The 20,246-nt window shown below is 72.4% G+C and carries 19 protein-coding genes; 10 read left to right on the top strand and 9 right to left on the bottom strand.

The window, feature by feature from the left end:
* Window positions 1–66 precede the first annotated feature (66 nt).
* Window positions 67–1,953 carry an AAA family ATPase gene (locus BMZ82_RS15395; protein ID WP_093775931.1) on the bottom strand — a complete coding sequence of 629 codons (1,887 nt, stop codon included), beginning with the start codon at window positions 1,951–1,953 and terminating at the stop codon, window positions 67–69.
* Between the two features lie 461 nt (window positions 1,954–2,414).
* The gene (locus BMZ82_RS15400) at window positions 2,415–3,035 is read right to left on the bottom strand and encodes a uridine kinase family protein (protein WP_093775933.1); all 621 of its coding nucleotides are present in this window, start codon (window positions 3,033–3,035) and stop codon (window positions 2,415–2,417) included.
* Window positions 3,036–3,313: 278 nt separating this feature from the next.
* On the opposite strand from BMZ82_RS15400, the gene BMZ82_RS15405 reads away from it, so the two are divergent.
* The 4 genes from BMZ82_RS15405 (at window position 3,314) to BMZ82_RS15415 (ending at window position 7,000) form a co-directional block, all read left to right on the top strand.
* Window positions 3,314–4,714: a peptidase C39 family protein gene (locus tag BMZ82_RS15405; RefSeq protein ID WP_093775935.1), complete on the top strand. Its 1,401-nt coding sequence runs from the start codon at window positions 3,314–3,316 to the stop codon at window positions 4,712–4,714.
* 123 nt (window positions 4,715–4,837) lie between these two features.
* Window positions 4,838–4,996, top strand: a complete 159-nt coding sequence (locus BMZ82_RS39415) for an SCO1431 family membrane protein (protein WP_107487668.1) — start codon at window positions 4,838–4,840, stop codon at window positions 4,994–4,996.
* A 74-nt stretch (window positions 4,997–5,070) separates the two neighbouring features.
* Window positions 5,071–5,730, top strand: coding sequence for a TetR/AcrR family transcriptional regulator (locus tag BMZ82_RS15410; RefSeq protein WP_093775937.1), 660 nt, complete (start codon window positions 5,071–5,073; stop codon window positions 5,728–5,730).
* A 97-nt stretch (window positions 5,731–5,827) separates the two neighbouring features.
* Window positions 5,828–7,000, top strand: a complete 1,173-nt coding sequence (locus BMZ82_RS15415) for an acyl-CoA dehydrogenase family protein (protein WP_093775939.1) — start codon at window positions 5,828–5,830, stop codon at window positions 6,998–7,000.
* A gap of 412 nt (window positions 7,001–7,412) precedes the next feature.
* Here BMZ82_RS15415 and BMZ82_RS15425 read toward each other — a convergent pair whose 3' ends face one another.
* Window positions 7,413–7,874, bottom strand: coding sequence for a hypothetical protein (locus tag BMZ82_RS15425; protein WP_093775943.1), 462 nt, complete (start codon window positions 7,872–7,874; stop codon window positions 7,413–7,415).
* 229 nt (window positions 7,875–8,103) lie between these two features.
* Between BMZ82_RS15425 and BMZ82_RS15430 the strand changes: the two genes are divergently transcribed.
* The 4 genes from BMZ82_RS15430 to fxsA all read left to right on the top strand — a co-directional run bounded on the left by BMZ82_RS15430 (window position 8,104) and on the right by fxsA (window position 12,247).
* The gene (locus BMZ82_RS15430) at window positions 8,104–8,544 is read left to right on the top strand and encodes an Lrp/AsnC family transcriptional regulator (protein ID WP_093775945.1); all 441 of its coding nucleotides are present in this window, start codon (window positions 8,104–8,106) and stop codon (window positions 8,542–8,544) included.
* 60 nt (window positions 8,545–8,604) lie between these two features.
* Window positions 8,605–10,221 carry an amidohydrolase gene (locus tag BMZ82_RS15435; protein ID WP_093775947.1) on the top strand — a complete coding sequence of 539 codons (1,617 nt, stop codon included), beginning with the start codon at window positions 8,605–8,607 and terminating at the stop codon, window positions 10,219–10,221.
* A gap of 594 nt (window positions 10,222–10,815) precedes the next feature.
* Complete coding sequence (locus tag BMZ82_RS15440; RefSeq protein ID WP_093775949.1) at window positions 10,816–11,673, top strand: polyprenol monophosphomannose synthase; 858 nt, start codon at window positions 10,816–10,818, stop codon at window positions 11,671–11,673.
* Between the two features lie 46 nt (window positions 11,674–11,719).
* Window positions 11,720–12,247: an FxsA family membrane protein gene (fxsA, locus tag BMZ82_RS15445; protein ID WP_093775951.1), complete on the top strand. Its 528-nt coding sequence runs from the start codon at window positions 11,720–11,722 to the stop codon at window positions 12,245–12,247.
* A 201-nt stretch (window positions 12,248–12,448) separates the two neighbouring features.
* On the opposite strand, the gene BMZ82_RS15450 is transcribed toward fxsA, so the two are convergent.
* From BMZ82_RS15450 to BMZ82_RS15465, 4 genes are all read right to left on the bottom strand, one after another.
* Window positions 12,449–12,823 carry an RNA polymerase-binding protein RbpA gene (locus BMZ82_RS15450; protein ID WP_020128921.1) on the bottom strand — a complete coding sequence of 125 codons (375 nt, stop codon included), beginning with the start codon at window positions 12,821–12,823 and terminating at the stop codon, window positions 12,449–12,451.
* 279 nt (window positions 12,824–13,102) lie between these two features.
* On the bottom strand, window positions 13,103–14,467 hold the full coding sequence (locus BMZ82_RS15455) for an MFS transporter (RefSeq protein WP_107487669.1): 1,365 nt from the start codon (window positions 14,465–14,467) through the stop codon (window positions 13,103–13,105).
* Window positions 14,468–14,521: 54 nt separating this feature from the next.
* The gene (locus tag BMZ82_RS15460) at window positions 14,522–15,289 is read right to left on the bottom strand and encodes a glycerophosphodiester phosphodiesterase family protein (protein ID WP_093775953.1); all 768 of its coding nucleotides are present in this window, start codon (window positions 15,287–15,289) and stop codon (window positions 14,522–14,524) included.
* The gene (locus BMZ82_RS15465; protein ID WP_093775955.1) at window positions 15,286–15,939 is read right to left on the bottom strand and encodes a membrane protein YczE; all 654 of its coding nucleotides are present in this window, start codon (window positions 15,937–15,939) and stop codon (window positions 15,286–15,288) included. The genes BMZ82_RS15460 and BMZ82_RS15465 overlap by 4 nt, the downstream gene beginning before the upstream one ends.
* Before the next feature lie 152 nt (window positions 15,940–16,091).
* Here BMZ82_RS15465 and BMZ82_RS15470 point away from each other — a divergent pair, with 152 nt between their 5' ends.
* Window positions 16,092–17,591: an SCO1417 family PLP biosynthesis transcription factor gene (locus BMZ82_RS15470; protein ID WP_093775957.1), complete on the top strand. Its 1,500-nt coding sequence runs from the start codon at window positions 16,092–16,094 to the stop codon at window positions 17,589–17,591.
* Window positions 17,592–17,689: 98 nt separating this feature from the next.
* Here BMZ82_RS15470 and BMZ82_RS15475 read toward each other — a convergent pair whose 3' ends face one another.
* Together BMZ82_RS15475 and BMZ82_RS15480 are read right to left on the bottom strand one after the other, a co-directional pair.
* Window positions 17,690–19,261: a P-loop NTPase family protein gene (locus tag BMZ82_RS15475; RefSeq protein ID WP_093775959.1), complete on the bottom strand. Its 1,572-nt coding sequence runs from the start codon at window positions 19,259–19,261 to the stop codon at window positions 17,690–17,692.
* 40 nt (window positions 19,262–19,301) lie between these two features.
* Window positions 19,302–19,496, bottom strand: a complete 195-nt coding sequence (locus BMZ82_RS15480; protein ID WP_020128927.1) for a hypothetical protein — start codon at window positions 19,494–19,496, stop codon at window positions 19,302–19,304.
* A gap of 261 nt (window positions 19,497–19,757) precedes the next feature.
* On the opposite strand from BMZ82_RS15480, the gene BMZ82_RS15485 reads away from it, so the two are divergent.
* Complete coding sequence (locus tag BMZ82_RS15485; protein WP_093775960.1) at window positions 19,758–20,150, top strand: ankyrin repeat domain-containing protein; 393 nt, start codon at window positions 19,758–19,760, stop codon at window positions 20,148–20,150.
* The last annotated feature ends 96 nt before the right edge of the window (window positions 20,151–20,246 follow it).

Below are 20,246 nucleotides of genomic sequence, written 5' to 3' on the forward strand. Positions count from 1 at the left end.
CCGTGGGACCGGCGTGAGCCATGGGACTCCTGGGACTTCTGGGACTCGTTGGGTCCGCGGGGTCCGTCACATCGACGACGGACCCTGCGGCCCCCGCCCCGACAGCACCTCGCCGTACGCCTGCATCAGATCCGCCAGCCGCAGTGTCGACAGGTCGTCCCGGGTCAGCGTGCCCGGGTAGGTCGACAGCCGCAGATCGCGGTACGCGCAGCTCTTCTCGTACAGCGTCCGCAGGAACCGCCCGTTGCCCAGCTCGTCGATCCACCCCTGGTCGACGACGTGCCCGGCGATCGAGCGCAGCTCGTCGAGGGCCTCCTCGTCCCACACGTCACCGTTCTCCGCGGCCAGCACCTCGCCGATGGAGGTGAGTTCGAGCGGCCGGTAGGAGGGGAAGTCGACGCGGGTCGTGAAGCGGGAGGACAGTCCGGGGTTCGCGGTGAGCAGGCGGTCCATGCCCTCCGGATAGCCGGCCAGGATCACCACCAGATGGTCCCGGTTGTCCTCGGCCCGCTTCAGCAGCACCTGCAACGCCTCGTCGCCGTACGCGTCGCCCTTGCCGTAACCGGAGTTGGAGAGCGAGTACGCCTCGTCGACGAAGAGCACGCCGCCGAGGGCGGAGTCGATCAGCTCGTTGGCCTTGACGGCCGTCTGGCCGAGGTACTCGCCGACCAGGTCGGCCCGCTGGGCCTCCACGAGATGGTCCCCGCCCAGCAGCCCGAGGGCGTAGAACACGCGGCCCAGGATGCGGGCCACCGTCGTCTTGCCGGTGCCGGAGGGCCCGGAGAACACGAAGTGCCGCTTCGGCGGCTGCACCGGAAGGCCCTGCCCGGTCCGCAGCCGGGCCATGTTGAGCTGCGCGGACAAGGCCTTGACCTGGCGTTTCACCGGCTCCAGCCCCACCATGCGCTCCAGCTCGGCGAGTGCCTCCTCGAGTAACACGGGGTCGGTGGGTCCGGCAGGCAGCACCGAGGGGACGACGAACTTCTCCCGCACCGCCGGGTCGGTCACCGACGGCAGCGGCACGACGGGCGGCAGGTCCGGCGGCAGCTCGGCGGGCTCGCTGAGCCGCAGGTCCCGGCCCTCCGTGCCGAACAGCGGATCGAAGCCGTCCGGCCCGTCCACCATGTCCTGCCCGACCCCGGTGAGCGTGATCGCCGCGAGGTCGGCCGTGTCGTCGTACCCGTCGCTCTCGGCGATCGCGGCCAGCCGGGCCGAGGTGTCCATGAAGGCGGGGTCGACGCGGTGCACCGCCCGGTACAGGGGGAGGGCCGCCGCCGAGCGGCCGGTGCCCTCATGGGCCCGGGCCAGCCAGTACCGCAGCTCCTTGCGCTGCGGCTGCTCGCTGCGGCAGCGCATCAGGGCCGCCGCGAGCAGCGGCTCGGCCTGCCCGTACATCTCCAGCCGCACCCGGGCCATCCCGCCGAACAGGCCGGCCTCGATGCCCAGCAGCGCGTCGTCGAGCAGCGGGTCGGTGTGCCGGACCAACTGCTCCCAGTCCTTGACCAGGTAGGAGCGGCAGGCGTGCAGGAAGCGGACCTGGTGATCGGTGTCGACGGGCGGCAGCCCCGCGAGCGCCCGGTCCAGCTCGGGCACATGGCGGCCGTCCAGCCAGTGCGAGGCGTGCGCGAGGAGCAGATCGCGCGGGCTCTCCAGCACCGGCTGCACCCACCAGCCCAGCCAGTACCAGGAGTTGAGCGTGCGGCGGTGCCGGGTGCGCTGCTCGCCGAAGCGCTCGCGGTGCCGGAACATCCGCAGCAGCGCGGTCGTCGTGTCGACGCGCAGCGCGTGCAGCCCGAGCCAGCCGTCGGCCATCCCGGGATCGATCCGCACCGCGGCGCGGAACTCGTCCTCCGCTTGTGGATAGGCGCCCATCGTGTAGGCGTCCACGCCGCGCAGCCAGGCGAGGTCGGCCGCGTCGGCCGGGGCCTCGGGACCCTGCGTGCCGAAGTCCATCACGTCCCCCACAAACCGTGCCCCCGTCGGTATGCCGCCGAGTCGTCGCCCGTCGGCTGCCTTGGTCGAACCGCTGTGCCGCGGACCGGAGTTGCAAGGTGCGCGCAGCAACTTTCCAGGTCGCACCGAGGGCATCGTACCTGCGTGAGCGGTGCCTGCCGTAGGGTGCCGTATCGGTCGTCCGGTGAGGTGGGAGCAGACGGGGCGCATCCCGCACGGTGACCCTGGGTGAGCGATTCGTGTCGCGTCGCGTCCGGAAAACGGCCGGAAAAGGGCCGCGCGAGGGCCGGAAAGCGCGTCGAGGGCAGAACGAAGCCCCCGATCACGGGGGAACAACCGGGGGCTTCGCGTCCGAGGGCGGCTTCCATTGCCGCACATTCAGAACGTAAGTCCTGTACGGGCAGTCGGTCAAGCGCAGTTGAAGCACTCGGCGAAGTTCGCGTGCACGGCCCTTCACGGGTTCACCACACCGCGGGTGGACCCTCACGGTGGGTGACATCCCGGTGCGGACCAAGCTCTCCCGCCGGCCCCGGCAGCACCTCGTACCCCGGCTTCAACTGCCGTACCAGCAGGGCCGCATGGGGGCGCGAGGGATCCTCGGCGAAATGGCGGACTTCCGCCGGAACCCACCCGTCCCAGAACTCCCGCTGCTCCTCCCCGTCCCGCGACCGTCCCCGTGCCCAGGCCTCCTCTGGCGGCACGTCCATCCACAGCAGGCACGCCAGGAACGGCCGCAGGGCGCGACGGCCCGCGCCGACCCCCTCGACCAGGACGACGGGGGCGGCGGGCAGCGGCACGGGCGGGCCGAAGCGGCGGGCGCGCCAGTCGTAGGGGGCGTAGTGCGCGGTCTCGGCGCGGCGGAACGGCTCGATCACCTGGGTCAGCAGACGCCCGGTCCACCCGAAGAGCTCGTCGTGGCTCGCGATGTCGTCGAGGCGCAGCACCGGCACGCCCCCCAGCGCCTCGGCCAGCTTCCCGGCGAACGTGGACTTCCCCGACCCGGCATGCCCGTCGACCCCGATCAGACGCACCGGCCCACAGGACGGTGGCAGACGGCGGAGCCGGGCGGCGAGCTGGCGGATGACGGGTCCCGGGGTGCGGAGAAGGACAAAGAAGGACGGAGAGGGATGGAGGGGGACGGAGAAGGGGGGGCATCTGTTCGGCGCGAAAGTCTACGGCCGGACGCCGCTCGCCGCTCGCCGCTCGTCCTTCGCCCCTCACCGCTCGCCGCTCACCGTGCCCGTCCCAGTGGCGCAGACCGGTAGTCGTGGGCGTGGCACGGGCGGAGGTGCTGGAAGGCGTGGTCGCCGCCGTTCATAGTGGGCGCACAGTTGCGCCGACACCTTGGGGGCCTCCGCCCATGAGCAGAGCCGATCAGTCGTCCCGCAGAACGGTCCTCGCCGCCGCGGTCACCGCGGTCGCCGCAGCGATGGCAGGGGGCTCGGCCCCGGCCGCCGTGGCTGCCGCCACGGACACCACGGACACGGTGGACACCACGGACGGCGAATCGGCCCCGGCCCCGGCCGCCCGCCCCGTCGACCACCACGCCTGGACCACGTACGACGACTGGCGCGCCGGCACCACCCAGGGCACCCGTGCCGTGGCGGGCGTCCGCCCGGGCGTCGCCGTCGCCGCCCCGCTCGGCACCGTCGACTACACCGACCCGCACACCAAGACCACCGCGGCCTGGGAGTACGCGACCTGGACGTCCCCGCTCCAGCCGCTCGCCGTCCCCGCGACCGAGGTCATCGCCTCCTGGAACGCGAGCACCCCGGCCGGGACCTGGCTCCAGGTCGAGCTGACGGGCACGTACTCCGACGGCGCAGCTGCCCCCTGGTACGTGATGGGCCGCTGGGCCTCCGGCGACCAGGACATCAAACGGACCTCGGTCGACGGCCAGACCGACGGCAGAAGCACCGTCTGGACCGACACCTTCGCGATCGACGACGCCTCGACGGGCCTGCGCCTCGCCGCGTACCGCCTGCGCCTCACCCTGTACCGGCGCCCCGGCACCGAGCTCACCCCGACGGTGTGGCGGCTGGGCGCGACGGGCTCCGACGTCCCGGACCGCTTCACCGTCCCGGCCTCCGTGCCCGGCCTCGCGGGCGAGCTGGCCGTGCCGCGCTACTCGCAGGAGATCCACCGGGGCCAGTACCCCGAGTACGACAGCGGCGGCGAGGCCTGGTGCAGCCCCACCTCCTCGCAGATGATCATCGAGTACTGGGGCGGCCGGCTCACGCCGAAGCAACTGGCGTGGGTCGACCCGTCCTACGCCGACCCGCAGGTGTGCCACGCGGCCAGGCACACCTACGACCACCAGTACGCAGGCTGCGGCAACTGGCCGTTCAACGCCGCCTACGCGGCCACCTTCGCCGACCTCCAGGGCGTGGTCACCCGGCTCGGCTCCCTCACCGACCTGGAGACGCTGATCGCGGCCGGGATCCCGGCCATGACCTCGCAGTCCTTCCTCAAGGGGGAGCTGACGGGGGCGGGGTACGGCACCTCCGGGCACCTGATGACCGTGATCGGCTTCACGGCCGAGGGCGACGTGATCGCCAACGATCCGTTCTCGGCGGACGACGGCGCGGTGCGGCGCGTGTACGCGCGGCGGGAGTTCGAGAACATCTGGCTCAGGACCAAGCGGTACAACGCGAGCGGCAAGGTCACGTCCGGCACCGGCGGCGTCTGCTACCTCTACTTCCCGGCGCGTCCGACCGCACGCCAGTGCACGGCGCTCCAGGCGGTGGGCGTCCGCGCGTGAGCAGGGCGGCCCGCTGACCAAGGTCATGTGAGCAAGATCTCGGCCGCAAAAGCCCCGGCGGGTGGCAAGGTGGACGGATCGGTGGGGCAATTCCACCCAGACATCCGACCTCAGCGAGAAACCATGACCGTACAGACAGCCATAGCCACCGCCACCCGCACCCGCGGCGCCACCCGCACCGGCGGCCCCGAGACCGACGGCCCGAAGATCATCGAGCACGTCATGGGCTGGGTCCTCGTCGCGGTCGTCGCGATGCTGGTCACCCGGCTTGGGCTGCTGTGACGGGCGTGACCTGACGCACGGTTGACCTGACATACTGCGAACATCCCGCAGACCGCCCGAGACCAGGGTCGAAATTGAATATCAGCGAACAGCGCGAAGTTGCCCGTCCCCGGGCACGCGGCACCGAGCGCTCACTGGCGCGCCGCGCCGAACTCATCTCCATCGGACGGAAGTTGTTCGCCGACACGTCCTACGACGCGCTGTCGATGGACGACATCGCCCGGCAGGCGCACGTCGCCAAGGGGCTGATCTACTACTACTTCCAGTCCAAGCGCGGCTACTACCTGGCGATCATCCAGGACGCCGTCGCCGACCTGGTCACCTTCGCGGCGAGCGGCATCGAACTGCCCCAGGTGGACCGGGTGCACCGCACCATCGACAGCTATCTGCGCTACGCCGAGCACAACCAGGCCGCCTACCGCACGATCGTCAGCGGCGGCGTCGGCTTCGACACCGAGGTGCACGCGATCCGGGACGGGGTGCGTGCGGCGATCGTCGCGACCATCGCCGAGGGCGCGTACGGCCACAGCGACATTCCGCCGCTGCCGAGGATGGGCCTGCTCGCCTGGCTGTGCAGCGTCGAGGGGGCCACCCTCGAATGGATCGACCGCCCCGAACTCTCCCGCGAGGTCATGGGCGACCTGCTGGTGAAGACCCTGGGCGGCTCGATGCGAGCCATCGAGGAGATCGACCCCTCCTTCCCGGCCCCGAAGCCGGCCCGCCGCGAGGACTGACGCCCGCTCTCCCCTCCTTCCGCCCGTGCGGCGACGGCGTCCCGCGCGCATACTCACAGCGCGGAGCCGCCGACCGGTCAGGGAGGAGGAAGCCGTCATGCCCGATCGCCCGCCGACCCCGGTGGACCGCTCGCTGCCCACGGCCGAGGCCCGGCACCTCATGACGCTCGTCCGCGCCATCGCCCGCCGCGAGATCGTGCCGTCCGCCGCCGAGGAAGAGGAAGCGGGCCGTTTCCCGCGTGAGCTGTTCACCCTGCTGTCCGCATCCGGGCTGCTCGGTCTGCCGTACGACTCCGCGTACGGCGGCGGCGACCAGCCGTACGAGGTCTACCTCCAGGTTCTCGAAGAGCTCGCCGCGGCCCGTCTCACCGTCGGGCTCGGTGTCAGCGTGCACACCCTGGCCGTCCATGCCCTCGCCGCCCACGGCACGCGGGAGCAGCGGGCCGCGCACCTGCCCGCCATGCTCGGCGGCGGGCTGCTCGGCGCGTACTGCCTGTCCGAGCCGTCCGCAGGCTCGGACGCGGCCGCGCTGCGTACCAGGGCCGTACGGGAGGGCGACCACTGGGTGATCACCGGCACGAAGGCCTGGACCACCCACGGCGGGATCGCCGACTTCTACACCGTCATGGCCCGCACCGGCGGCGCGGGCCCGGCGGGGATCACGGCGTTCCTGGTGCCCGGCGACGCCGAGGGCCTCAGCGCCGCGCCCCCGGAACGCAAGATGGGCCTCAAGGGCTCGCCCACCGCCCAGATCCACTTCGACGGCGTACGGATCCCCGACGCGCGCCGCATCGGGGACGAAGGGCAGGGCTTCGCGATCGCCCTGGCCGCGCTGGACTCCGGGCGGCTCGGCATCGCCGCCTGCGCGGTCGGTGTCGCCCAGGCGGCCCTGGACGAGGCCGTTGCCTGGGCGCGGCGGCGACGGCAGTTCGGGCGGCCGATCGCCGACTTCCAGGGGCTGCGCTTCCTGCTCGCCGACATGGCGACCCGGATCGAGGCGGGCCGGGCGCTCTACCTCGCGGCCGCGCGGCTGCGGGACGCCGGCCGGGCGTTCGCCCCGCAGGCCGCCATGGCCAAGCTCCACTGCACCGACGCCGCCATGCGGGTCACCACCGACGCCGTCCAGGTCCTCGGCGGGTACGGCTACTCCGCCGACTTCCCCGTCGAGCGCTACCTGCGCGAGGCGAAGGCCCTGCAGATCGTCGAGGGCACGAACCAGATCCAGCGGATGGTCATCGCCCGTCACCTGCTGGGTCCGCAAACCCGCTGAACTGCCCCGGCCGCACCTGCGGGGCCACCAGCCGCACCCACTCCGCGTCGTGACGCCCCGGCAGGGTGCGGCCCCGGTCGGCCCACGTGCGCAGCAGGTCACGGTAGATGGGCGGATCCTGCGGGGGCGACGGAGCCGGCGGAACCGATTCTGCGTAGCCGGATCCCGGGCGCGGAGCGCCGAAGTGCTGGCGGTGACGCCCGGGCGCAACCGAAGAGATGGGGGTCATACCGGGGCAACGCGGAGACGCGACGACACGTCACCGGCGGGCGCGGCCGAGCGTCAGTTCGGGGTGTGCAACCTGGACGAGCGCGCGCAACCGCCCTGCGCCATGGCGGTCTGCGGGCCATGGCGCAGGACAGTCACCGGAGTCACCGGAGTCGAGCCGCTGAAGTGAGCGCCGGAACGGGGCTCAGGCGGCGCGGCGCATCGCCGGCACGCGCATCGGGCGCGAGGCCGGGCCGCCGACGTGCGAGAAGGGCTGGGTACGCCAGTCCAGTCCCTGAGGAAGCGTCAACAGGAGCGCGGTGTCCTGCTCCTGGGGCTCCACGGACTCGTCCGCGGGCCGCGCCTCGGACGCGCCGCGTCCCGTCCCGGCGCAGACCGTGAGCCCGAACGGGTTCCACGGCGAGGCGCACAGCGCGTGCTCCGGCAGGATCTCCTCGTCCGCCAGCAGTGCGATGGGCTGCGCGCAGTCCGGGCAGATCACCCGGTACATCTCGAAGGTGTCGTACGCGTCGAAGCCGTCGCCCTCGTCGGCGTCGAAGCTGTCGGAGTAGTCCAGATCGGCGGGTTCGACACCCTCCGGCTCGGGATCGACGACCGACTGGAGCCGCTTGGGCGCGGTGCGACCAGGGCGCTTAAGACTCTGCATGGGATTCTCCCCCTCGGGCTGGGCCGTAAGGCACTGCGGCCTCGACCACAGCAAGCACTTCCCACCCCGTCTCGGCGGTAATCACGAGGACATCACGAAGCCTTGACGAGTGCTGTGGCCTTCGTCACATGCCGCATGCAGGTGCCCGTGGCGGCAACCCTACGAACCGGCTATGACCTGCGCTGCATAGGTATACGCGACGATCGACCGCACGGTAGGTTCTTGCGTCATGGAGGAGCTGGACCGACAAATTGTGCAGCGGCTCGTCAAGGACGGGCGCATGAGTTACACCGATCTGGGCAAGGCGACGGGCCTGTCCACGTCGGCCGTGCACCAACGGGTGCGCCGGCTGGAACAGCGGGGCGTCATCCGCGGGTATGCGGCCGTCGTCGACTCCGAGGCCATCGGGCTGCCCCTGACTGCCTTCATCTCGGTGAAACCGTTCGACCCCAGCGCCCCCGACGACATCGCCGAACGCCTGGCCGACGTACCCGAGATCGAGGCCTGCCACAGCGTGGCCGGCGACGAGAACTACATCCTCAAGGTGCGCGTCTCCACCCCGCACGAGCTGGAGGAACTGCTCGGGCGGCTCCGGGCGCTCGCGGGCGTGTCGACGCGCACGACGGTCGTCCTGTCCACCCCGTACGAGGCCCGGCCGCCGCGGATCTGAGGGGCCCCGGGCCGGGGGTCCGGTGCGGGGCGGCCGGGGCGAGGCGCGAGACTGTTCCCCATGAGTGAGCGCGCCCCCGAGCCGAAGACCGTCCTGCTCCGCCGAGGAGAGGTCCACAGCCCCGCCGACCCGTTCGCGACCGCGATGGTCGTCGAGCGGGGCCAGGTGGCCTGGGTCGGCTCCGAGGGCGCCGCCGACGCCTTCGCGGACGGCGTCGACGAGGTGGTCGACCTGGACGGCGCGCTGGTCACCCCGGCGTTCACCGACGCCCATGTGCACACCACCTCCACCGGCCTCGCGCTGACCGGCCTCGACCTGTCCGCCGCCCCCTCCCTGGGCGCGGCCCTGGCCCGCGTACGGGCCTTCGCGACGGCCCGACCGCACGACAAAGTGCTGCTCGGACACGGTTGGGACGCCTCCCGCTGGCCGGAGGGCCGCCCGCCCCGACGCGACGAACTCGACGAGGCCACCGGCGGCCGGCCGCTCTACCTCAGCCGGATCGACGTCCACTCGGCCGCGGTCACCACCGCCCTGCTGGACCTGGCGCCCCGGGCCCGGACCGCTCCCGGCCACACGGACGGGGAGCCGCTCACCCGCGACGCCCACCACGCCGTGCGCGCCGCCGCGTTCGCAGCCGTGACGCCCGCCCAGCGCGCCGAGGCGCAGCGGACCGCCCTCGCGCACGCCGCCTCCCTGGGCATCGGCTCCGTCCACGAGTGCGCGGGCCCGGAGATCTCCTCCGAGGACGACTTCACGGACCTGCTGCGGCTCGCCGCCGGGGAGCCGGGGCCGCGGGTCGTCGGCTACTGGGCCGAGCAGGACGTCGACAAGGCACGGCAGTTGGGCGCGCTCGGCGCGGCCGGCGACCTGTTCGTCGACGGCGCCCTCGGTTCGCACACCGCCTGCCTGCACGCCCCGTACACCGACGCCGACCACACCGGCACCGCCTACCTGGGCGCCGCCGAGGTCGCCGCGCACGTCGCGGCCTGCACCGAGGCCGGCCTCCAGGCGGGCTTCCACGCCATCGGCGACGCCGCCGTGACCGCTGTCGTGGACGGCATCCGCGCCGCCGCGGAGAAGGTCGGCCTCGGCCGGATCCGCGCCGCCCGGCACCGCGTGGAGCACGCCGAGATGCTCACGCCCGAGACCATCGCCGCCTTCGCCGAACTCGGCCTCACCGCCTCCGTCCAGCCCGCCTTCGACGCCCTGTGGGGCGGCGCGGACGGTATGTACGCCCAGCGGCTGGGCGGCGAGCGGGCCCGCACCCTGAACCCGTTCGCGGCCCTGCTGCGGGCCGGCGTCCCGCTCGCCTTCGGCTCCGACAGCCCGGTCACCCCGCTCGACCCGTGGGGCACGGTCCGCGCCGCCGCCTTCCACCGCACCCCCGAGCACCGGGTCTCCGTACGCGCCGCGTTCACGGCCCACACCCGCGGCGGCTGGCGGGCGGTCGGCCGCGACGACGCGGGCGTCCTGGTCCCGGGCGCACCCGCCGACTACGCGCTCTGGCACACGGCCGAACTGGTCGTCCAGGCCCCCGACGACCGGGTCGCCCGCTGGTCCACCGACCCCCGCTCCGGCACCCCAGGACTGCCCGACCTGACCCCCGGCAACGACCTCCCGGTGTGCCTGCGCACGGTGGTGGGCGGCCGGACCGTGTTCGTACGGCCGAGCGAGTGATCTCCCGGGGCGGCGCGGCGAAGATCACCCGTCCGCCCGCCGTCGCGCGACCTGCGTCTCCTCCCCGCTGACCAGCGCATTGACGAAAGACCTGCAGGTCAAGCGGCTGTTGACAGCCGACGGCGGAAGGCCGGTAGGTTCGGCGGAGTCCACCACCGGACGCCCCGCCGGGGAACGTCCGCGCACTCGCGGCGGCGCCGCTGGGTCAGGGACGGTGTGCCCCACCGGCGCACCCCCACTGCCAGCCAGGCTCAGCGCCCGCGCCGCGGCGAGGGAACGTTCCGGCCGGTCGGGGAGGTGTGACCCGGGTGGGGCCCGGGCGCTCAGTAGACAACGGCTTTCGGCCGACCCGCAGCCAGCGGATCCCGGGCCGGCCCGAAGAGCGCCGGGCCCCCTCCCGCAGCGGGAGCGCCGGGCCCCCTCCCGTAGCGGGCTTGAGCAGACCCGTGCGGGGGAAGTCCGTACATACAAGCTCAAAAGAACGTTGTTACCCGGCTCTCGCGTATTCGACACCCGCAGTCGAACGTCTTGTCATGTCGGCGCAGGCGAGGGCCACTATGGTGGTCCCCTGCGTACGGACTTGAAGGGGCAGCAGTGAACGACGGCGACGGGACCCTCGCGGCACAACGCCGAGGGAGGCGATTCGGTCCGCTCGGCACCGCCTTGGTGATCATTCCGACCTACAACGAGGCGGAGAACATCAAGAGCATCGTCGAACGGGTCCGCGAGGCTGTCCCCGAGGCCCATGTCCTCGTGGCCGACGACAACAGCCCCGACGGCACCGGCAAGCTCGCCGACGAACTCGCCGTCGGGGACGACCAGGTCCAGGTGCTGCACCGCAAGGGCAAGGAAGGCCTCGGCGCCGCCTACCTCGCGGGCTTCCGCTGGGGCCTGGAGAACGGCTACGGCGTGCTCATCGAGATGGACGCCGACGGCTCCCACCAGCCCGAGGAACTGCCCCGCCTGCTCACCGCGCTCAAGGGCGCCGACCTGGTCCTGGGCTCCCGCTGGGTGCCGGGCGGCCGGGTGGTCAACTGGCCCAAGTCCCGCGAGGCCATCTCCCGGGGCGGCAGCCTCTACTCCCGCATCGCCCTCGACCTCCCGCTGCGCGACATCACCGGCGGCTACCGCGCCTTCCGCCGCGAGACCCTGGAGGGCCTCGGCCTCGAAGAGGTCTCCTCCCAGGGCTACTGCTTCCAGGTCGACCTCGCCCGCCGCGCGGTGAAGGCCGGCTTCCATGTCGTGGAGGTCCCCATCACCTTCGTCGAGCGGGAACTCGGCGACTCCAAGATGAGCCGTGACATCCTCGTGGAGGCGCTCTGGCGGGTCACGGCGTGGGGTGTGGGGGAGCGGGTCAACAAGATCACCGGCCGCGCCGAAGACCAGCCGGAGCGGCCCCAGCCGCCCGCGGCGAAGCCGCAGGGCGACACGGAGCCTCACAGCGGGGTCTGAACGTCCTCTTATGCCGGTCTGAGCCGAGCCCAGGCACACTGGAAGCATGACGACTGGCGCTCCGATCCCCACGTACCCCGCTTCCGCAGCCCCCTCCAGCCGGCCCCGCCGCTCCCGCCTGCGGACGTTCCTGCCGCTGGGCCTCGCCGCGTGGCTGGTCCTGGAGATCTGGCTGCTGACCGTGGTGGCGGGCGCGGCCGGCGGTTTCACGGTCTTCCTGCTGCTGCTCGCGGGCTTCCTGCTCGGTGCGGTGGTCATCAAGCGGGCGGGCCGACGAGCCTTCCAGAACCTGAACGAGACGCTCCAGCGCGGCACGGCCCCCGCCCAGGGCGGCGGCAACGGCCTGATGATGCTCGGCGGTCTCCTCCTGATGATCCCGGGCCTGGCCACCGACGCACTCGGCCTGCTCCTCCTGCTCCCGCCGGTCCAGAAGGCGGTGAGCGCCTACGCCGAACGCAAGCTGCGCACCGCGGCAGCCACCCCGGGCTCCCTGGGAGACGCCTTCCAGCAGGCCCGCATCCACCGTCCGGACGGCAAGGTGGTCCCGGGCGAGGTCATCAAGGACGAGCGGTGACTTTCCAGCAGGAGCCGGCATCATCCAGCCCGTCCGGCGTTTGAGGACGAGGCCCGCAGGGCCGACGGGGGGTCTGGGGGTGCAGCCCCCAGAGACGGTCACCCAGAACTTGCAGAGGGCAGCGCAAAGACCGCGGGCGCCGTACGTAACCTCACGTACGGCGCCCGCGGTCATTGGCGTGCGTATGTCGCCGGCCTTCGGCTATGCCGATTTGCGGCTGTCCCGGGGATGTACCGCAAGGTTCATCGCCCCGGACCGCAGAACGGCCAGCCTCTCCTCGAGGACCTCTTCCAGTTCCTCGCGGGTCCGCCGCTCCATCAGCATGTCCCAATGCGTACGCGCGGGCTTGGCCTTTTTTTCTTCAGGGCCGTCGCCGTCGACGAGGAGTGCAGGGGCTCCACAGACCTTGCACTCCCACTCCGGCGGAATCTCCGCCTCGACCGAGAAGGGCATCTCAAACCGATGCCCCTTCTCGCATGCGTACTCCACGGCCTGGCGCGGTGCCAGGTCGATGCCGCGGTCCGTCTCGTAGCTGGTCACCACGAGGCGCGTGCCGCGAAGAGCTCGCTCACTCATGAATCGTGCCTCCCGGGCTTGTCGCCCACAGGACAGGTGTCGCTGTCGTCGTCATCCGGTCAACGTCCGGTCGGCGGTAAAGATTCCCGTTCCGAGTCCCGTTCCGGGTTCATGCGTCGCCGTCGTAGCCGCAGCCTTGTCAACCAGTGCAGTACCCACCGCCGCCCGGTTTGTCACATCTGAAAGGAGATGTCACCCAGCGCTGCGGCATCTTTGACGCGCAGTAACGGTACGCCTGGCGGGCCAAACGCGTACACTACCGCCCTTTCGCCTTGAACGCTAAATCTTCTCGGGTACAGGATTTCCCGCGTCGCCGATCGCCTGCCGCACCGGCACCCGCGCGAGCAGCAGAAACCCGATGACGAAGAAGGCCACCAGGGAGAGGATCGCGTCCCGGTAGCTCCCGGTGAGCTGGTAGGTGACGCCGAACAGCAGCGGCCCCAGCCAGCTCATCCCCCGGTCGCTCATCTCGTAAGCGGAGAAGTACTCCGCTTCCTTGCCCGGCGGGACCAGATGGGAGAACAGGGAGCGGGACAGGGCCTGGCTGCCGCCGAGGACCAGCCCGATGGCGGACGCCAGCAGGAAGAAGCCGACCGGCGCCCCGGCCGGCAGGAAGAACCCGGCGCCCAGGGTGAGCGTCCATGCCACCAGCGAGCCGAGGATCGTGCGTTTCGCGCCGTACGTCCGGGCCAGGCGTCCCATGCCCAGGGCGCCCGCCACGGCCAGCACCTGCACCAGCAGGACGGCGCCGATCAGCGTGGACTGGGCGAGGCCGAGTTCCTCGGAGCCGTAGACCGAGGCCTGGGAGATCACGGTCTGGATGCCGTCGTTGTAGATGAGGTACGCGAGGAGGAAGGCGAGGGTGAGCGGGTGGCGGCGCATGTCGCGGACCGTCGCCGCGAGCCGGCGCAGCCCCGGAGCGGTCGCCTCCTGTGCGGTCGCCTCCCGCGCGGTGGCGGCCGGCCGGTCGCGCAGCCGCAGCAGCGGGACGAGCGTGAAGCCGCCCCACCACAGGCCGGCGGAGGCCAGGCAGATGCGGACGGCCATCGACTCGGAGACGCCGAACGAGTCGTGGGCGAGGTACAGGACCAGGTTGACGACCAGGACCAAGGCGCCCGCCGCGTACCCGAAGGCCCAGCCCCGGGAGGAGACCGCGTCGCGTTCCTCGGGCGGGGCGATCTGCGGCAGGTAGGAGTTGTACAGCATCATCGACACGGACTGGGCCGCGTTCGCCACGATCAGCAGCACACCGCCCAGCAGATAGCGGTCGCCGCCGAGGAAGAACATGCAGGCCGTGGCCGCGGCGCCGACATAGGCGGCGGCGCCCAGCAGCGGCTTCTTGCGGCCGGAGCGGTCGGCGGCGGCGCCTACCAGGGGCATCACCAGGACGGCCACGATCACCGACAGGGACACGGAGTACGCGAAGAAGGAGCCCGCGCGGACCGGGATACCCAGTGGATGCACGTACCCGTCGGCGTCCGCCGCGTTCTTGGCGACCGAGGTCAGATACGGGCCGAGGAACACGGTGAGCACGCTCGTCGAGTAGACGGAGCACGCCCAGTCGTAGAAGTACCAGCCGCGCTGCTCGCGCCGCCGCTCGGCGGTCTCGTCAAAGTCCGCCGTCCGCACGGTGTCGATGCCCACCCGTGCCCTCGCTTCCCGCTGCCGCGACCGCGCGCGGGCGGTGGGTCCGAGGGGTCAGACCCAGACGCCCCGGTCCTCCATGACCTTGCGCAACGTGTCGATGTGATCGGTCATGATGCCATCGACTCCCAGGTCCAGGAGCCGGTGCATCCGATCCGCGTCGTTGATCGTCCACACGTGCACGTGCAGCCCGCGCGCGTGGGCGGCGCGTAGGAAGCGCTGGTCCACGACCGGGATGCCCGACTGGGCCTCGGGCACCTGCGCGGCGATCGCCGACCGGCGCAGCGCCGCGGGCACGCCCCAGGACCGCAGCCGCAGGTTGAGGACGCCCCGGGTGCCGTACGACGTGGCCAGGCGCGGCCCGGCCAGTCGCTGGGCGCGCAGGACGCGGGCCTCGGAGAACGAGCCGACGCAGACGCGGTCCCACGCGCCCGTGCGGCCGATGAGGTTGAGCAGGGGGTGCAGGGCGGGCTCCGCCTTGAGGTCGACGTTCCAGCGCGCCTCGGGGAAGGTCTCCAGGAGCTCTTCGAGGAGCGGCACCGGTTCCTTGCCGCCCACGCGCGCGTGCCGTACGTCCGACCACGGGAGGTCGGCTATGCGGCCCGCGCCGTCGGTCACCCGGTCCAGCGTCGCGTCGTGGAAGGCGACGAGCTTGCCGTCCCGCGTGGCGTGCACGTCGGTCTCCAGGTAGCGGTAGCCCGCCTCGATGGCCCGTCGGAACTGCGCTTCGGTGTTCTCCAGGCCGTCCGCCGCCCCGCCGCGGTGCGCGAACGGGATGGGGCCCGGATGGTCGAGGTAGGGGTGGCGTACGAGGCTGGTCACGGACGCAGTATCGCTCCCTGGGGTGTCCCGGTGGCAACGACCGTGCTGCCGCCGGATGCCGCCCGGACGGCGAACACCCGCAGGAACACCTGGGCGAGCGGGCCGATCGACAGCGCGTAGAGGAGCGTGCCGACGCCGATGGTGCCGCCGAGGGCGAAGCCGGTCGCCACGACCGTCACCTCGATCGCCGTCCGCAGCAGCCGGATCGAACGCCCGGTGCGCCGGTGCAGCCCGGTCATCAGCCCGTCGCGCGGCCCGGGGCCGAAGTCGGCGGCGATGTACAGGCCGGTGGCCGCGCCGTTGAGCACGATGCCCGCCACCAGCAGCGGGACGCGCACGGCCAGGCTGTGCGCGTCGGGGACCAGCGCGAGCGTGCCGTCCATCGCGAGGCCGACGACGAACACGTTGGAGACGGTGCCGAGGCCGGGGCGCTGGCGCAGCGGGATCCACAGCAGCAGCACCGCCGCGCCCACGATGATCGACACGACGCCGATCGTCAGGCCGGTGAGCTCGGCCAGGCCCTGGTGGAGCACGTTCCAGGGTTCGAGACCCAGACCCGCTTCGACGAGCAGGGCCGAGCTGGCGCCGTACAGCGCGAGGCCGGCGTAGAGCTGGACCAGCCGTCGTGTGAGATGTGCCCTGGTCGGCAAGAGGTGCCCCTTGTTGTGGTGGTGAGTGGCCGTGGCGAGTGGTCGTGGTGGGTGGCGTGGAGTGGGTGGTCCTAGTGGCCTTTCGCATGACACTCTGTGGCTTGGAGGCGAACGCCATCCATGGCCAATTCGGGGAAGGTGGACTGGAAAACATGACCCAGTGGACCTCGGCGGTGGGGGCCGCACAGCTCGCGCGGCTGCTCAAGTCCCAGCAGGACCGCCCGGCCGGCCCCGGGACGCGCCGCCCGCCCGCCTACCGGGCGCTCGCCGACGGCGTCCGGCTGCTGGTGCTGGAAGGCCGCGTCCCCGTCGCCGCCCGGCTGCCCGCCGAACGGGAACTGGCCCTCTCCCTCGCCGTGAGCCGTACGACCGTCGCCGCCGCCTACGAGGCGCTGCGCGCGGAAGGGTTCCTGGAGTCGCGGCGCGGGGCCGGGAGCTGGACGGCCGTCCCGGCGGGCAACCCGGTTCCGGCGCGCGGCCTGGAGCCCCTGCCGCCCGAGGCCCTCGGCTCCATGATCGACCTGGGCTGCGCGTCCCTGCCCGCGCCCGAGCCGTGGCTCACCCGCGCCGTCCAGGGCGCGCTGGAGGAGCTGCCTCCGTACGCCCACACGCACGGCGACTACCCGGCGGGGCTGCCCGCGCTGCGGGCGATGATCGCCGAGCGGTACACCGCGCGCGGGATCCCGACGATGCCCGAGCAGGTCATGGTCACGACCGGGGCGATGGGGGCCATCGACGCCATCTGCCACCTGTTCGGCGGGCGCGGCGAGCGCATCGCCGTCGAGTCGCCCTCCTACGCCAACATCCTTCAACTGATGCGGGAGGCGGGCGCCCGGCTGGTGCCCGTCGCGATGGCCGAGGGCCTCGCCGGGTGGGACATGGACCGCTGGCGCCAGGTCCTGCGCGACGCCGCGCCGCGCATCGCCTACGTCGTCGCCGACTTCCACAACCCGACCGGCGCGCTCGCCGACGAGGACCAGCGGCGCCGCCTCGTGGAGGCGGCCCGCTCCGCCGGTACGGTCCTGGTCGCCGACGAGACCATGAGCGAACTGTGGCTCGACGACGACGTCGAGATGCCGCGGCCCGTGTGCGGCTTCGACCCCGCCGGGTCGGCGGTGGTCACGGTCGGGTCGGCGAGCAAGGCCTTCTGGGCCGGGATGCGCATCGGCTGGGTGCGGGCGGCGCCGGACGTCATCCGCAGCCTCGTCGCCGCCCGCGCCTACGCCGACATGGGCACGCCCGTGCTGGAGCAGCTCGCGGTGAACTGGCTGTTCAGCACCGGCGGCTGGGAGCAGGCCGTCGAACTGCGGCGCGCCCAGGCCCGGGGGCACCGGGACGACCTGGTGGGGGCGTTGCGCCGGGAGCTGCCGGAGTGGGAGTTCACCGTGCCCAAGGGCGGGCTGACGCTGTGGGTGCGGGCCGGCGGGCTCTCCGGGTCGCGGCTCGCCGAGGCGGGGGAGCGGGTGGGCCTCAGGGTGCCGTCCGGGCCCCGGTTCGGGGTCGACGGCGCGTTCGAGGGGTATGTGCGGCTGCCGTTCACGGTGGGCGGCGCGGTGGCGGACGAGGCCGCCGCGCGACTGGCCGCCGCAGCGCGGATCGTCGAGAGCGGGGGCGCGACGGCCGGCGAGGGCCCGCGCACGTTCGTGGCGTAACGCCCGCGCATGAGGACGCGGGCGGGTGTGTCGCCCGCCCGCGTGGGCACCTGCCGCTCCGGCTGTGCAGCCCTTTTCCGCTGCGCTGCCGGCGGTGGCTACTCGGCGACCGCCGCCTCCACCGGCATCGGCAGTGCCTCCGGGGCGGTCGGTGTGGAGTGCGGTGGCAGGAGGTTCAGGACCGTCTTGCGGTCGGCGTCGCTTGTCGCGTCGTCGTACGGGTCCGGAGTGGCCGGTACTTGGAGCCGGTGTACCGGGCCCGACCCCAGCCGGGCGTAGCCGCGTCCCGGTGGGACGTGGTCGACGGGTGTGGTGTGCGGGGGCGCGCCGAGCACCGTCGACAGGTGCTCCCGTGAGGCCGGTCCGAGCACGACCCGCGCGCGGGTGTGCTGCCGTACGGCGTCGCTCAGGGAGTCCAGGGCGTCGAACTGCTCGGCGACGACCACCGTGACGGCGGCCGCGCGGCCGTGCCGGAGGGGGACCTGGAGGAGGGCCAGCGGGTCCTTGTGGCCGTCCGCGTGGGCGAGGTGGGTGAAGGCGGTGGGGCGGTCCAGGACGATCCACAGGGGGCGCTTGGTGTCGTCCGGCGGGGCCTGCCCCGCCTGCCGGGCCAGGTTGGCGGCGATGAGACGGCGCTCCGTCTCGCCCGCCGCCCACTCCAGGGCGGCCATCGCCCCGGCCAGTCCGACCTCGACGCCCAGGACGCCGTCCCGGCCGGTCAGGCAGGCGTACTCGCCGGTGCCGCCGCCGTCGACGATCAGGACGTCGCCGTACTGGAGGGCCTGGAGGGCGACGGAGCGCAGCAGGGTCGAGGTGCCGCTGCCGGGCTGGCCGACCGCCAGCAGGTGCGGCTCGGTGGAGCGGACGCCGGTGCGCCAGACGACCGGCGGGACGTCGCGCTGGTGCTTGCCTTCCTTGCCGAAGGCGAGGGGCAGCGTGCGCTGGACCCGGGAGGGGTCGGTGAAGCCGAGCACCGTCTCGCCGGGGGCGGTGACGAAGCGCTGGGCTGCGATGTCGGTGGGGAGGGGGTCGAGGACGCCGACCGTGAGTTCGTTGCCCTCCTCGTCCCAGACGAAGAGGTACTCGCGGCCGCGGCCCGACTTCGCGGCGAGCAACTGCTCGATCCGCGCGCGGGGGGCCGCTTCGCCGTCCGGGAAGTACGCCGGGTAGCGGATCACGAGGTGGGTGATGCGGCCCGAGTCGTCGAACTCCTGGGCCGGGAAGACCTTCTCCCACTCGCCGCCGTGGGCGTAGAGGGGAGAAGGGTCCTCGGCCGTCGAGAAGTACGGCACCAGAGCGTCGTACAGGACCTGGAGCCGCTGGGTCTGCGACTCGTCGGGGCCTTCGGGAGCCGGTGGGGTGCGGTCCCTGCCCTGCCAGGCCGCCGCCGCCATCAGGGTGATGACGGCGAGCAGCGGCCCGTACGGCACCAGTACGACGACCAGGATCACCGAGGCCGCCAGGAACAGCAGCGGTCCGCGCCGGTCCTTGGGGGTCTCGGCCCACCTGCGCCGCCCGGCCGAGGCCAGCCGGCGCAGTCCGCGGGTGATCGTGATCAGCGGATGGAGGACATCGGTGGCGCTGTCGGCCGCCGTCCGGGCCAGCTCCCGGCTCCGGGCGATCTGCGCGTTGCCTGTGCTCAGGATGCGGGGGAGGGGGCGCCGGACCACTGCTGTCTCCTGGAGGTGCGTACGGACGGGACGTGCGGCGTCAGAACTTGATGCCGCCCAGCAGGCTGGCCAGACTCTCGCCGCCGGCCTTGATGCTCGGAGCGATGGCCGTGCTGGCCATGTAGAAGCCGAAGAGGGCCGAGACCACGGCGTGGGACGCCTTGAGCCCGTCCTTGCGGAAGAAGAGGAAGACGATGATGCCGAGCAGGACCACGCCTGACATGGACAGGATCATTTGAGTTCTCCTGGTTCGCGGGGACAGTCACCATGAGTACTTCCAGGCTCACAGGATGTATCCATACGATAAAAGGTGCAACCGGGTGAAATTCGGCAGATTTCCCCCGGCTGGCGGAGCGTCTGGTGGGCTGCTGAGCAGCGAAATTGCGTCGAACGGGTCTGCCCGTGATCTTTGCCGCCGGCGGGACCGGCCATGTGTGCGGCGAGCCAGTACGCTGGCGATTCACCTGAACGGTTGTAGCGAGAGGCGGTCCGGCCGATGTCCGAAGCCCCCGACCCCGAGGTCGTGGAACTGGCGACGAAGATCTTCGATCTGGCCCGCCGGGGACAGACCGAGGAGCTCGTGGCCTACGTCGACGCGGGCGTTCCCGCAGGCCTGACCAACGACCGCGGCGACTCGCTCGTGATGCTCGCCGCGTACCACGGGCACGCCGAGGCGGTCCGGGCCCTGCTGGCCCGCGGCGCCGAGGCCGACCGGATCAACGACCGGGGGCAGACCCCGCTCGCCGGAGCCGTCTTCAAGGGTGAGACGGACGTCATCAGGGCCCTGCTGGAGGCCGGCGCCGACCCCTCACAGGGCACGCCGTCGGCCGTCGACACGGCCCGCATGTTCGGCAAGACGGAGCTGCTGGCACTGTTCGGCGCGCACTGAGCCGACGGTCCTGGGCAGGTCGAGAGAAGTTCCTGACCGGATAAATCAACGACCACGGGGGAGGCGGTACAAGGCCGCCGGAAATTTCGGTCGCGG

Origin of the sequence: Streptomyces sp. yr375, assembly GCF_900110755.1 — a bacterium.
Lineage (GTDB): Bacteria > Actinomycetota > Actinomycetes > Streptomycetales > Streptomycetaceae > Streptomyces.

Excerpts from the sequence above, each read along its gene's own strand:
- BMZ82_RS15395 (WP_093775931.1), bottom strand. The coding sequence starts at position 1,953 with ATGGACTTCGGCACGCAGGGTCCCGAGGCCCCGGCCGACGCGGCCGAC.
- BMZ82_RS15430 (WP_093775945.1), top strand. The coding sequence starts at position 8,104 with ATGGAGGAGCTGGACCGACAAATTGTGCAGCGGCTCGTCAAGGACGGG.
- fxsA (WP_093775951.1), top strand. The coding sequence starts at position 11,720 with ATGACGACTGGCGCTCCGATCCCCACGTACCCCGCTTCCGCAGCCCCC.
- BMZ82_RS15485 (WP_093775960.1), top strand. The coding sequence starts at position 19,758 with ATGTCCGAAGCCCCCGACCCCGAGGTCGTGGAACTGGCGACGAAGATC.
- BMZ82_RS15425 (WP_093775943.1), bottom strand. The coding sequence starts at position 7,874 with ATGCAGAGTCTTAAGCGCCCTGGTCGCACCGCGCCCAAGCGGCTCCAG.
- BMZ82_RS15415 (WP_093775939.1), top strand. The coding sequence starts at position 5,828 with ATGCCCGATCGCCCGCCGACCCCGGTGGACCGCTCGCTGCCCACGGCC.
- BMZ82_RS15480 (WP_020128927.1), bottom strand. The coding sequence starts at position 19,496 with ATGATCCTGTCCATGTCAGGCGTGGTCCTGCTCGGCATCATCGTCTTC.
- BMZ82_RS15470 (WP_093775957.1), top strand. The coding sequence starts at position 16,092 with ATGACCCAGTGGACCTCGGCGGTGGGGGCCGCACAGCTCGCGCGGCTG.
- BMZ82_RS15435 (WP_093775947.1), top strand. The coding sequence starts at position 8,605 with ATGAGTGAGCGCGCCCCCGAGCCGAAGACCGTCCTGCTCCGCCGAGGA.
- BMZ82_RS15405 (WP_093775935.1), top strand. The coding sequence starts at position 3,314 with ATGAGCAGAGCCGATCAGTCGTCCCGCAGAACGGTCCTCGCCGCCGCG.
- BMZ82_RS39415 (WP_107487668.1), top strand. The coding sequence starts at position 4,838 with ATGACCGTACAGACAGCCATAGCCACCGCCACCCGCACCCGCGGCGCC.
- BMZ82_RS15450 (WP_020128921.1), bottom strand. The coding sequence starts at position 12,823 with ATGAGTGAGCGAGCTCTTCGCGGCACGCGCCTCGTGGTGACCAGCTAC.